The 13091-nt window shown below is 58.9% G+C and carries 10 protein-coding genes and 1 tRNA gene; 5 read left to right on the top strand and 6 right to left on the bottom strand.

Features of this window, described 5'->3' with window-relative positions; all coding sequences use genetic code 11:
• The first annotated feature begins 261 nt into the window (after positions 1-261).
• Entirely contained in the window at positions 262-2862 is a 2601-nt protein-coding gene (locus HNP33_RS14545; protein ID WP_184709598.1) for a putative bifunctional diguanylate cyclase/phosphodiesterase, read from the top strand.
• Between the two features lie 109 nt (positions 2863-2971).
• On the opposite strand, the gene HNP33_RS14550 is transcribed toward HNP33_RS14545, so the two are convergent.
• On the bottom strand, positions 2972-5458 hold the full coding sequence (locus tag HNP33_RS14550; RefSeq protein WP_184709597.1) for a YgiQ family radical SAM protein: 2487 nt from the start codon (positions 5456-5458) through the stop codon (positions 2972-2974).
• 338 nt (positions 5459-5796) lie between these two features.
• Complete coding sequence (locus HNP33_RS14555) at positions 5797-5979, bottom strand: hypothetical protein (RefSeq protein ID WP_184709595.1); 183 nt, start codon at positions 5977-5979, stop codon at positions 5797-5799.
• Positions 5980-6197: 218 nt separating this feature from the next.
• Here HNP33_RS14555 and HNP33_RS14560 point away from each other — a divergent pair, with 218 nt between their 5' ends.
• From HNP33_RS14560 to HNP33_RS14570, 3 genes are all read left to right on the top strand, one after another.
• Positions 6198-6797 (top strand): IMPACT family protein, encoded by a 600-nt coding sequence (locus HNP33_RS14560; protein WP_184709593.1) that lies wholly within the window; start codon positions 6198-6200, stop codon positions 6795-6797.
• A 150-nt stretch (positions 6798-6947) separates the two neighbouring features.
• Positions 6948-7559 carry a GAF domain-containing protein gene (locus HNP33_RS14565; RefSeq protein ID WP_184709591.1) on the top strand — a complete coding sequence of 204 codons (612 nt, stop codon included), beginning with the start codon at positions 6948-6950 and terminating at the stop codon, positions 7557-7559.
• Positions 7560-7656: 97 nt separating this feature from the next.
• Positions 7657-7730, top strand: a tRNA-Gly gene (locus HNP33_RS14570).
• A 64-nt stretch (positions 7731-7794) separates the two neighbouring features.
• Here the strand turns inward: HNP33_RS14570 and phbB are convergent.
• The 3 genes from phbB to HNP33_RS14585 all read right to left on the bottom strand — a co-directional run bounded on the left by phbB (position 7795) and on the right by HNP33_RS14585 (position 11990).
• A complete protein-coding gene (gene phbB / locus HNP33_RS14575) occupies positions 7795-8532 on the bottom strand; it encodes an acetoacetyl-CoA reductase (RefSeq protein WP_184709589.1) in 738 nt (245 codons plus the stop codon).
• Between the two features lie 278 nt (positions 8533-8810).
• Positions 8811-9992 carry an acetyl-CoA C-acetyltransferase gene (locus tag HNP33_RS14580; protein ID WP_184709587.1) on the bottom strand — a complete coding sequence of 394 codons (1182 nt, stop codon included), beginning with the start codon at positions 9990-9992 and terminating at the stop codon, positions 8811-8813.
• Positions 9993-10220: 228 nt separating this feature from the next.
• Positions 10221-11990, bottom strand: a complete 1770-nt coding sequence (locus HNP33_RS14585) for a PHA/PHB synthase family protein (RefSeq protein WP_418903848.1) — start codon at positions 11988-11990, stop codon at positions 10221-10223.
• Positions 11991-12099: 109 nt separating this feature from the next.
• Here HNP33_RS14585 and HNP33_RS14590 point away from each other — a divergent pair, with 109 nt between their 5' ends.
• A complete protein-coding gene (locus HNP33_RS14590) occupies positions 12100-12363 on the top strand; it encodes a hypothetical protein (RefSeq protein ID WP_184709703.1) in 264 nt (87 codons plus the stop codon).
• 283 nt (positions 12364-12646) lie between these two features.
• On the opposite strand, the gene HNP33_RS14595 is transcribed toward HNP33_RS14590, so the two are convergent.
• The coding region (locus HNP33_RS14595; protein ID WP_221452086.1) for a hypothetical protein at positions 12647-13091 on the bottom strand (445 nt) is incomplete at its 5' end.

Below are 13091 nucleotides of genomic sequence, written 5' to 3' on the forward strand. Positions count from 1 at the left end.
GTCACGCCCTTCCCTGCGATGTGCCGCAGATTACGGGATTGACAGTAGATGCGAACCAACCGCCTCCATCTTTGTAAGAATTAAAAATCAGCAACATTTTTTGAAAAAATAGTAATAAACTATCTCTAGAATAGCGTCCATCAACTCCAAATATGAGCATCGACTCAATTTGCAACCGCCATTTTTGAAGACACTCCACTCCATGCAAGGCCCAAGTACCTGTCAATGCCCTCAACAGGCTGAGCAATTGGTGACTCAGCCATGGCAGTAGGTACGACCATGGACTACTATGCCTCGCAACGCCCCACCGCCTCAGGCACGGCGGCGAGTGGCACGGCGGACTCACATTGGCGACGCAGTCTGCGCACGCTGCGCAGTATCTGGCCCTTCATTGCGCTGGCGCTGGTACAAGCCACATTGGCGCTCATCAGTCTGCAGACGCTCAGCGCACTGCGCTCCTTCAGCACGGGAGAGAGCCAGTGGAGCAAAGGCCAAAAGGACGCCATCTATGCCCTGAGCCATTACGCCACCACAGGCGATGTCAACGCTTACGACCAGTTCATCAAGGGCCTCAGCGTTCCCCTGAGCGACTTGCAGGCCCGCAAGCTGCTTGAGGCGCAAGGCAGCAAGGCCGAACCCCAGGCATCACTGCTGCTCGAACAAGGGCGTAACGATCCCCAAGAAATCAACGAACTGCTCTGGCTGACGGGCTACTTCAGAGACACGGCCCTGGTCGGCCCCCTGCTGGACAAATGGCGCGCCAGCGACAGCGCATTGATGGAGCTGCAAGCCGTTGGCAACTTGATTCATGCCAGTCTGCAAGCCAACGCCCCCACCTCCACGCAACAGCAAGGCTGGCTGACCAAGATCAATGCCCTGCAATCCCAGCTCGCGGCGATCGAGCAGGACTTCTCCAGCATCCTCAACACATCGGCGCGCAAGCTCAAGGCAAACCTGCTGTGGCTCAACATTGGTGGCGCCCTGCTCATGCTTGTGCTGCTGATGTGGCACACCAGCCGTCTCAAGCGCGATACCGAACAGGTGGAAAACACCCTCGACATGGTGAGCCAGCGCGCCACCACCACCCTGGCTGCGATTGGCGACGCCGTCATCACCACCAATGCGGCAGGCGACGTGCTTTATATGAACAAGGCCGCCGAACAGTTGCTGGGCGCCAGCCTTCACCAGCTTTTCATGCGCAACCTGGCCGAGCGCATGCGCACCCCGCCAGCAGAGCTCGAAAGCTACCTGGTCCAGGACGCGATCCTGGATGCTTTGAGCGGCAAATCGCTGGTCAATGAAGCCATATTCACCATTTACGACAGCCACCGCCGCGCACGACAGGTAAAAATGGCCTACACGCCGCTTGGAACGCATACCGGCACCACCGAGGCAGTCTTTGTTTTCCATGATGTAAGCCAGGAGCAGACCTTCATCCGCGAGCTGGCTTGGCAAGCCACGCACGACCAGCTGACGGGCCTGGTCAATCGCTATGAATTCGAGCGGCGCCTGGGGCTGGTGTTGACCCAGCCGCACAAGCACGATGGCCCCGCTGGTGCCATCATGTATCTGGATCTCGACCAGTTCAAGGTCATCAACGACACCGGCGGCCACTCTGCGGGAGATGCCATGCTGCGAGCCATCAGCACCATGCTGCAGCATGGCCTGCGGGCAGAAGACACCCTGGCCCGCGTGGGCGGTGATGAATTCGCCATCCTGCTGGAAAACTGCTCCTTCGATCTGGCCAAGGAGCTGGCGGAGCAGATCCGCGATGCCGCGCAGCATCTGCGCATCCAATGGGGAGAGCGCAGCCTCAGCTCAAGCATCAGCATTGGCCTCGTCAAACTCTGCGCACCCCTCGACTCGGTGGAAGAAGTCTTCCGCGTGGCCGATATGGCATGCTTTGGCGCCAAGCAGCGTGGCCGCAACGCCGTGTATGCCTACGATCCGGCTGTAGATCAGGAAATTGCCCGCTATGTGGGCGAGATGGAATGGGTGGAGCGCATCAAGACGGCGCTCGAAGGCGACCAGTTCATTCTGCACGCCCAGCCAATCCATGCTTTGAACAACAGTGCGGAGGCCGCTGCCGGCCATGCTCTGCATGTAGAAGTGCAGATACGCATGCGCATGCCAGACGGCAGCGTGATCAGCCCTGTGCACTTCATCCCCGCCGCAGAGCGCTATGGCCTGATGCCGCTGGTGGATCGCTGGGTGGTCAACAAATCGCTGGAAACGCTGGCGGCCATGCAAAAGGCCTGGCATGTGATGCCCATCTCATGCTGTGCCATCAATCTCTCGGGCACGACGCTGGGCGATGAAAAGCTGCTGGATTTTCTGCGCCACCAGATCGAACTGCATGGCATCAACCCGCGCATCCTGTGCTTTGAAATCACCGAGACAGCAGCCATCACCCATCTGCCCAATGCAATCCGCCTGGTCAAATCGCTCAAGGAAATGGGCTGCAAGTTCTCGATGGACGATTTCGGCGCAGGCGTCTCGTCCTTCGCATCCCTGAAAAATCTGCCAGTTGATTTTCTGAAAATCGACGGTGCCATTGTGGCTGACATGCAGCGCGAACCCGCACACCGCGCCATGGTGGAAGCCATCAACCACCTGGGCCACGCGCTGGGCATGAAGACCATCGCCGAATTTGCAGCCACGCCAGAGATCGTGGAGATGCTGCGTGACATGGGCGTGGACTATGCCCAAGGTTATGCAACTGGTGCGCCCAAGCCCTTTCCGGGGGTGCACGCCTCCCCCGCCGCCAATGAGGCCGCTGCAGCAGCCGCCCCTGCTGCCGGTGCCAGGCTCGGCAGCCCTGCGCCAAACCTGCCGCTGTCCATGGCACGCGGCGTGATCTAGAAATCCTCTTTGAACAGGTTCTTAGGCGCGGGCGCCTGGCTACTTCGGCCCCGCTCTCAAAAACAAAGCCCGATGCGATCGGGCTTTGTTTTTGCGGGCCGCTGTGGGGTCAACCGGGTCTGCGCACCTTGCCAGGCTTGCCTGCCTTGCCGCTGACTTTGACACCTGCGCGCGGTGGCAAGCCCGTGTGCTGTGTCAGCATCTGGCCTGCCTTGGGCTGCTGCGCCGAGCGGAACCGGACATCGCCCTTGGGCTCTTGCTGGGCCTGCGGACGGCGAGGCGCCAAGGCAACCGCCTTGCCATCCTTGTTCACGGTGTAACCCAGTCCGCCGCCACCGGGCTTGGCCGCGGTGCTGTTCTTCTTGCGCGCACTCTGGTAGCTGCCATCCACCAGGGGCTGAAAGGTTGGAATCAGGTGGTGCTTGCCGTTACCGATCAGATCGGAGCGGCCCATGGCCTTGAGCGCATCGCGCAGCACAGGCCAGTTGTTCGGATCGTGGTAGCGCAGAAACGCCTTGTGCAGGCGCCGACGCTTTTCGCCGCGCACGATGTCCACCGACTCCTCATCCGCATCGCGCATCTGACGCCGCACCTTGGTGAGCGTGTTGCGGCCGCTGTGGTACATGGCCGTCGCGGTGGCCATGGGACTGGGGTAGAAGGTCTGCACCTGGTCGGCGCGAAATCCATTCTTCTTGAGCCAGATGGCAAGGTTCATCATGTCCTCATCGCTGGTGCCCGGGTGGGCGGCAATGAAGTATGGAATCAGGTACTGCTTCTTGCCCGCCTCTTCGCTGAACTTCTCGAACAGCTGCTTGAAGCGGTCGTAGCTGCCAATGCCGGGCTTCATCATCTTGGACAGCGGACCGGTCTCGGTGTGCTCAGGCGCAATCTTCAGGTAGCCGCCCACATGGTGTTGCACCAGTTCCTTCACATACTCGGGCGACTTCACAGCCAGGTCGTAGCGCAGGCCCGAGCCGATCAGGATCTTCTTGATGCCAGGCAGCTTGCGCGCGCGGCGGTAGATCTTGATGAGCGGCGCGTGGTCGGTGTGCAGGTTCTGGCAGATGCCGGGAAAGACACAGCTGGGCTTGCGGCAGGCCGCTTCAATTTCGGGGCTCTTGCATCCCAGGCGGTACATATTGGCCGTAGGGCCGCCCAGGTCGGAGATGGTGCCGGTGAAACCCTTGACCTTGTCGCGGATATCCTCCACCTCCTGAATGATCGAATCCTCGGAGCGGCTCTGGATGATGCGGCCCTCATGCTCGGTGATCGAGCAGAAGGTACAGCCGCCAAAGCAGCCCCGCATGATGTTGACCGAGGTGCGGATCATCTCCCAGGCAGGAATCTTGGTCTCGCCCTCGTGGCTGCCCTGCTCGTCTGCGTAACGGGGGTGTGGGCTGCGCGCATATGGCAGACCGAAAACCCAGTCCATCTCGGCGGTGGTGAGCGGGATGGGGGGCGGGTTCAGCCACACATCACGGGCCGTGGCACCTTCACCATGCGCCTGCACCAATGCGCGGGCATTGCCCGGGTTGGTTTCCAGGTGCAGTACCCGGTTGGCGTGGGCGTAAAGAATCGGATCGGCCTTGACCTGCTCGTAGCTGGGCAGGCGCAGCACCGTCTTGTCACGCGGCGGCTGCTTGCCCTTGGCACGCAGCGAAAGATTGGGGACGAACTGGATGGGCTGAATGGCTGGCCCTGCCTCGGCATTCTTGAGGCTGCCAGCGCTTATGGCATTTGCGCTCAACGCACCTGAATCAGCGGCATCTTCCTTGGAGCAGGTCTGCCCCTGGGCTTCGGCCTGCTCGCTGGTCGTCATATACGGATTGATGTGGGGTTCCACAACACCGGGCTCGTCCACAATGGTGGAATCCACTTCATACCAGCCCTCTTCCGATGCGCGGCGGAAGAACGCGGTACCGCGCACATCGGTAATGCTTTCCACAGGCTCGCGCGCCGCAATGCGATGCGCCACCTCAACCAGCGCCCGCTCGGCATTGCCGTACAGCAGGATGTCACACTTGCTGTCCACCACGATGGAGCGGCGCACTTTGTCGCTCCAGTAGTCGTAGTGGGCGATACGGCGCAGGCTGCCTTCAATGCCGCCCAGCACAATGGGCACATCCTTGTAAGCTTCGCGGCAGCGCTGGCTGTAGACGATGGCCGCGCGGTCAGGCCGCTTGCCGCCTACGTCGCCAGGCGTATAGGCATCGTCCGAGCGGATCTTGCGGTCTGCCGTGTACCGGTTGATCATCGAATCCATGTTGCCCGCCGTCACGCCCCAGAACAGATTGGGCTTGCCCAGGGCCTTGAAGGCCTCGGCACTGTGCCAGTCGGGCTGGGCAATGATGCCCACGCGAAAGCCCTGCGCTTCCAGCACACGGCCGATCACCGACATGCCAAAGCTCGGGTGATCGACATAGGCATCGCCCGTGACCAGAATGATGTCGCAGCTGTCCCAGCCCAGCTGATCCATCTCGGCGCGGCTCATGGGCAGGAAAGGCGCCGTACCAAAACGCTTGGCCCAGTAAGGCTTGTAGCTGGTCAGCGGCTTGGCGGCACGCTCAAAAAAGGAGACGTCAATGGGGGCAGTCATGGGGCAGCAGTCATGTAAAGCACGCTCTGGCTCGGGCAGGCCACAGCAGGAACAGGCCCGATATTCTAGGTAAATAGCCCGTAGCGCGCTTTCATACGGGTATTGTTGCTATTAGTTTTATAGTTTTCGCAACTTGCAGCGCAGGCGGCCAACAGCGAAAGCCCCCATACAGATATTGCGCTGCATCAATGTTCCGCACATTGTCGCATGTTTGACTCGAATCGCAAAAACCAAGGGCAGCCACTGCTGCCCTCTTTCAGTCTGTCAGTGGTGGCTCCATCAGCCCGGTATCCACCCTGTTTCAGACTCCAAACATACCGGATTGCGGAAAGCAACCGTTACCACTCTCCGCATTCGCGCACACGCTGCGCCAGATCCACATAGCCATCGTCATCATTGGCGCTGGGATGTGCAGGCAAGGCAGCCACAAGTTCGGTCGCATAAGCAGGCAGCTCCATGCCTGCTCGACCAAAGCCATGGTTGTTCAAGGCGTCCAAGTTGGTTTGCAGTTGGTGTTGCATATACGCTCCCCGAAAAAGATCTGTGTGAATAAAAGGGCTGAAGTTGATAAAAAAGAATCGAGGTAGACTCGCGCCTTGCCTCGTTGTCCCTGTTTGCCTGACGCTGTACACCGGCCTGGATGCACCCCGTCATTGAAACAATGGTATGTGTCTAACGCATGACGTTGCTGTCCCGTTGACGCCATCATGTTGTAAGCAAACATCTCTTTCTTCGTCCGATGCCCTACACCCTGGCGCAAGCCGTCCATAGCGATCTGCTGATCAAGAAAAGCCGATTCATCGGCTGCGTGCAGCCCGTTGCAGACCGTGCGCAAGCCCAGACCATCGTGCAGCGTCTGCGCGCCGAACACCCCAGCGCCAACCATGTATGCTGGGCCTTGCTGGCAGGCGGTCAATCGGCAGCGGTGGATGATGGTGAGCCCAGCGGCACCGCTGGCCGACCCATGCTCGATGTGCTGCGCCACCAGCAGCTCGAAGGCGCGCTGGCCACCGTGGTGCGGTACTTCGGCGGCGTCAAGCTGGGTGCTGGCGGTCTGGTGCGCGCCTACACCGATGCCATTGCCCAGGCACTGCTGCAGGCAGAAAAGGTGGAACGCCGGGCCATGGCCTGCCTGCAATGCAGCATTCCCTATGCGCTGGAAGGTACGCTGCGCCGAGAAATTGCACAGGCCCACGCCCAGTTGCTGGCCATCGAACATGCAAGCCAGGTGGTCGCCACCATCGAACTGCCAGCCAGCGCTGCCCCCGCCTTCATCGAGCGAATGAACGATCTGGCCCAAGGCCGCATTGGCTGGATCGATATACCCGACCTGCTCTAGCCTGGGGGAGCACCACCCGTTGAACAGCAACCACCGCACAACATTGCCGCTGGCGCGGTTGGGTCAACATACCTATTTTTGTGTTTAATATTCGTATCGTTAAATTCAAAAATGTATGCCTTTGCGCATCGTTATTGGCAGGAGTGATCGATGGCAATTCATTTGTGGGACTATGCACCGGACGCCTTGGAAGTGGCGATGAGCGAGCTTTTGGTGGCCACCGCCGACAATGCAGATACGCTGATTGACCAGAACGTGAAAGAGGTGCTGCACGGCCTGCGCGAGCACCTGAACATGGATGTGATCTTTGTATCGGAAATCCGCGACGGCAGGCGCATGTTCAAGTACGTCAACCACAAGCCCGACCGCGCGCTCATCGAAACAGGCGGCGGCTCTTCGCTGGAAGAATCCTTCTGCCAATGCGTGCTGGATGGCCGGCTCCCTCGTCTGGTGCACGATGCCGCGGCCTACGCCGCACAAGCCCAGTTGCCTCCAACGCCCTTTCGGATCGGAGCACATCTGAGCACGCCCATCGTGCTATCGGATGGCCAAGTCTACGGCACGCTATGCTGCTTCAGCACCCAGCCCGACCCCAGTCTGCAGGAGCAGGATCTGCAAAAGCTCGAGTGCATTGCCAAATACACGGCCAAACGGATCGATGTACGCCGCAATCTTGAACGCGAAGCCGAAAGCGGCCAGTGGAAGCTCCAGCCCCTGGAGGACGGCCGCCCCACGCTGCCCAAACCCCGTGCGCGCACCTGACCGGGCACCGGAAATACCGCAAGAGTCGCATTGCTGCCACGAAGCTGGAAAGCACACCGGAACGCACCTCTTCTGCGACTACAATAAGCCCCACTCTGCGGGTGTCGTTCAATGGTAGGACTCTTGCTTCCCAAGCAAATAACGTGGGTTCGATTCCCATCACCCGCTCCAGGATCAAAAGCAAAAAAACGCGCCAGGTAGCGCGTTTTTTATTGCTGGTACTACCGTACGTCGCTTAGTGCGTGTGCAGGCCACCGTTCACAGAGAACTCGGCGCCAGTTGCATAGCCGCCGTCTTCCGACGCCAACCAAGCAATGATGGCTGCAATTTCCTGCGGCTCGCCCAGGCGCTTCATAGGGATGGTGCCGACGATCTTCTCCAGCACATCGGGGCGGATGGCCTTGACCATGTCCGTGCCGATATAGCCAGGGCTTACGGTGTTGACCGTGACGCCCTTGCCTGCCAGCTCCTGCGCCAGCGCCATCGAGAAACCGTGCATGCCTGCCTTGGCGGCCGAGTAGTTGGTTTGCCCCGCCTGCCCCTTGGCGCCATTGACCGAGCTGATATTGACGATGCGGCCCCAGCCCTTTTCCACCATGTCGCCAACGACCTGTTTGGTCACATTGAACATGGAATTCAGGTTGGTTTCGATCACCGTCTGCCAGTCTTCGGGGGTCATCTTGATGAACATGCGATCGCGGGTGATACCGGCGTTGTTCACCAGCACATCGATGGTGCCGTGTTCCGCCTTGGTCTTGGCAAATGCCTCGACCGTGGACTCCCAGCTGCCGACATTGCCGACCGATGCGTAGAAGGTATAGCCCTGTGCCTTTTGCTCGTCCAGCCACTTCTGGAAATCACGCGTGGGGCCACAGCCCGCAATCACCTTGAATCCGTCTTTGTGCAAGCGTTGGCAAATGGCCGTTCCAATGCCTCCCATACCGCCGGTTACATAGGCCACTTTTTGACTCATTCATATCTCCTTGGTATTTCGTGGATTGATAGCGCACTACCACTTTAACCAAGAAACAAGGCCCCGAGACCCTCGTTTACGCCAAGCGCTCAGAATCTTGGTTTGGCGCCATTTTTTGATGAAAATGTCATGCGCAAACAACAAAAACGCGCTCCTTGGAGCGCGCTTTTTTTCCTTTGAATTCGAGCCATTTTAAAGGCTATCGAAACGAAGGGTTCGATTGCAGAAAGTCACAAAGCTGCCATCAATGCATGACGGCCTTCGTGGGCGATATCTGCCTATACACGCTCCACAGCCAGGGCTACACCCATGCCACCGCCAATGCACAGACCGGCAATGCCGCGCTTGGAGCCGCGGCGCTTCATCTCGTGCAGCAGCGTCACCAGGATACGAGCGCCGGATGCACCGATGGGGTGGCCAATGGCGATGGCGCCGCCATTGACGTTGACCTTGCTCGTGTCCAGACCGAGCTCCTGGTTCACGGCGCAGGCCTGAGCTGCAAATGCTTCATTGAGCTCGAACAGGTCAACCTCGCCCTCTTTCCAACCAGTCTTGGCCAGCACCTTGCGCACGGCGTGCATCGGGCCCATGCCCATGATCTTGGGATCGAGCCCTACGGTGGCAAAGCCTGCAATGCGTGCCAGTGGCTCTGCCCCCAGTTCCTTGGCCTTCTTGGCGCTGGCCACCACCAGTGCAGCGGCACCATCGTTCAGGCCCGAAGCATTGCCCGCCGTGACGGAGCCTGCCTTGTCGAACGCAGGCTTGAGGCCAGCGAGTGCATCCGCATTGGTTTTGCGATTGATGTATTCGTCGGCCTTGAATTCGATGGGGTCGCCCTTGCGCTGTGGAATGGCAACTGTGACGATTTCTTCCACAAAGTTGCCCGCGTCCTGAGCGGCGGTAGCCTTTTGCTGGCTGGCCAGTGCAAAGGCGTCCTGCTTTTCGCGGTCGATATGGAATTCCTTGGCCACGTTCTCGGCGGTGATGCCCATGTGGTACTGGTTGTACACATCCCACAGGCCATCGACGATCATGGTGTCGGTCATTTTCCAGTCGCCCATGCGCTGGCCGTCACGCGAACCATTCAGCACGTGGGGCGAGAGGCTCATGTTTTCCTGGCCGCCGGCCACTACCACATCGGCATCGCCATTGCTGATGGCCTGCGCCGCCAGCATGACGGACTTGAGGCCCGAGCCACATACGGCATTGATGGTCAGCGCAGGCGTTTTCTTGTCCACGCCTGCCTTGATCATGGCCTGGCGCGCCGGATTCTGCCCCACACCAGCTGCCAACACCTGGCCCATGATGACTTCATCCACCTGGTCTGCACCTACCTTGGCACGCGCCAGTGCTTCCTTGATCACCGTCGCGCCCAGGTCCGTTGCGGGCACCTTGGCCAGCGAGCCACCGAACTTGCCGACTGCCGTACGCACGGCCGAAATGATGACGATGTCTTCCATGGTTCTTCCTTTAAAAATAGGCTTTGGCGCCTGTCACATTTAGCTTTTCAGCTATCAAATTCGATACTCGCTGTGGCCACTGCTTGCAGGAGCCATCACATTATTGCATTGCAGCATACTCGCCCTTTTGCGGCCTTGGCATTTGCATGCCAGATGGCACGCCGCTCGGGCAAGGGGCAAAGCGCAAGCCTTGGGCGCGCCTCTTTGGGCGGCACAGGCGCGCAGCAATCAGGCCTTGGCCTTGACGTAGCTGCCCGGCGCAGGCTCCAGCGCCTTGTAGGCGGTGCGTGCCTTGCCGTAGGTCTTGGGCGCAGCCACTTTTTTGCCACTGCTTTTGGCAAGCCAGTCCATCCAGTCCGTCCACCAACTGCCGGGCAACTCGTCCGCTCCCTGGAGCCATTCATCAATGCCTGTGGGAAACTTGCCGTCCTCACGCAGCCAGTGGCTGCGCTTTTTCTTGGCAGGCGGGTTGATGACACCGGCGATATGGCCGGAGGCGCCCATCACGAAACGCTTCTTTCCACCCAGCACCTGGGTGCTGGCGTAGGCCGCGCCAATCGGCACGATATGGTCTTCACGCGAGCCATAGATATAGATGGGCATGTTGATCTTGCTCACATCCAATTGCTCCCCGCACACCGTGAGCGCGCCGGGCTGCACCAGCTTGTTTTCCAGGTAGAAGTTGCGCAGATACCATGCGTAGTAAGGGCCAGGCAGGTTGGTGGAGTCGCTGTTCCAGTACAGCAGGTCAAACGGCGGCGGCGTCTCGCCTTTAAGGTAGTTGCCCACCACGTAGTTCCACACCAAATCGACGGGCCGCAGAAAGCTGAAGGTCGATGCCAGATCCTGCCCAGCCATCAGGCCGCCCTTGCCCATGGTCAGTTCGCGGAACTTGACGAAGTTCTCGTCGATGAACACGTCGAGCACGCCGGTGTCCGAAAAATCTACCAGGGTGGTGAGCAAGGTAGCACTGGCCACCGATTTGTCACCCCGCGCCGCCAGCACCGCCAGGCCATTGACGAGCATGGTGCCGCCCACGCAAAAGCCCAGCGCATTGATCTGCGCCTGGCCGGAGATGTCCTTGACCACCTCGATGGCCTTGATGACAGCGTCGCCAATATAGTCGTCCCAGGTTTTGTTGCCCAGGCTCTCGTCAGGGTTGCGCCAGCTCACCACGAAGGTACGGTGCCCGTTTTCCACCGAATGGCGGATCAGCGAGTTTTCAGGCTGCAGATCCAGGATGTAGTACTTGTTGATGCACGGCGGCACAAACAGCATGGGGCGCTCGAACACCTGAGTGGTCAGCGGTTTGTACTCGATCAGCTGAAACAGCTCGTTCTCGAACACCACCGCACCCTCGCTGGTGGCCACGTTTCTGCCCACCTCGAACTGTGATTCGTCAGTCATCGAGACATGGCCCTGGCGCATGTCGGCCAGCATGTTCTGAATGCCCTGGGCGATGCTCTGGCCGTTGGTGTCGATGGCCTTTTGCTGGGCCTCGGCATTGAGCGCGAGAAAGTTGCTGGGTGCCGTTGCCGCCACCCACTGCTCCACACCAAACCGGATGCGGGCACGGGTTTTTTCATCACCCAGCACGGCATCAACCATGTCCATCAGCGCCTTGGCATTGAGGGCGTAGCTGGCAGCGGTGAAGGCAGCCATCGGATTTTGCTGCCAGGCATCGCCTGCAAAACGCCGGTCCCTGGGTACGGGTACCACGCCCCTGGCGCTTTCGGTCCACAGCGCCATGGCATCCTTGGCGTATTGCTCCTGAATGGCTCGCAGCTTGTCGGCATCGAGGCTGACGGGAGCGCCGCCGACTTGCGGCTGGGCCAGGCCATTGAACAGCCCCGTAGGTGCGCCCATGGCGTTCATGGCGGGCATCCCCTTTTGTAGGCCCTGTAACGCCTGGGTCCACATTTGCCCATACTGCTGGCCCAGCTGCGACAGCTGCGCCATCTGATCACTTCCCGGTCCCCAAAATTGCTCTTGCGTCATCGCTGTCTCCTGGTTGGCCGTATGCCCACGAAATGAAATTCACACCATCTTAGGCCCAAAATCCCCGTCCCAAGCCCCGGCACGCGCCGACTTCGGGTAAATTCCGAGCATGTATCTGGTTTTGATTGGCTGGCTCTATGTAGTGCTCATGATGGCCGTGGTCGAAGCGGCCAGCCCGCAAGGCACGGTGCTGGGCGCCGTGATTACGCTGCTGCTCTATGGCGCGCTGCCCATCGGCATCCTGATGTATATCGGCGGCACGCCAGCGCGCCGCAGAGCCCGCCGCCTGGCGGAACAGGCGCAGCTAAAAGAGGAGGCACTGCAAGCCGCGCAGGGTTCAACCCCCTCGTCCACCCAAACACCCAGGGAATGATCCGCCTCGCCTAGATGTTTGATCCCATGTTTTGATGATGCAATCTTTTCCCCTGAATGGAAAGAAACACTATGGGCCAGGTTCTACACGGCTGCACCACAACGATAGAGGCGATCCGTCGAGCGATACAACATAGTCATGCGGTGCTAACCGACAACGGTAGCCTTTGTCCACGATGACCATGGCGGGCCGCTTGTCCGTGCCAGTGAGAATGCCGACTTGCTTAAGTGCCTCGACCAACGTGAGGCCGTTGTAGGGATTGCCCGGCAGGGTTCAGGGTTGACTATCTAGCCGCAGCAAGACTTTTAACAATAGCATCAAAGTCTTTTACTCTTTCCGATTTAATGAATTTTCGAACTGCTTTAAATGAAAGCCGATAGTCTCCTCTACATATGATAAGAGAGCGAACATCTTCTGAAAATCTAAATTCCATTCCAGACAAAGATATCCATGGAGTAAAATCCTTGGTTTCTTTCATTCGCTGAACGCAATCAGGCTGATCTTCAGCAATTTTATTTGCAATAGATTTCATCAAAAGTCGCCACAATTCTTTTGGGAAAAAATTATTTTTAGAATTATCTGAGATAAACCATTTCTTATAATCTATTTCCACCCCAGTTTTAAGATCAAAAGGGCTTTGTTGCATAAATCGGTTTGAGACTGAGTCTCCCCAAACCCCAGACGTAGTTATGCCACGGCCACCGTTTGGGGCGTGCCCAGCTCGGTGA

The sequence above is a fragment of the Comamonas odontotermitis genome, assembly GCF_014207855.1.
In the GTDB taxonomy this organism is placed as follows: Bacteria; Pseudomonadota; Gammaproteobacteria; order Burkholderiales; family Burkholderiaceae_C; genus Comamonas; species Comamonas odontotermitis_A.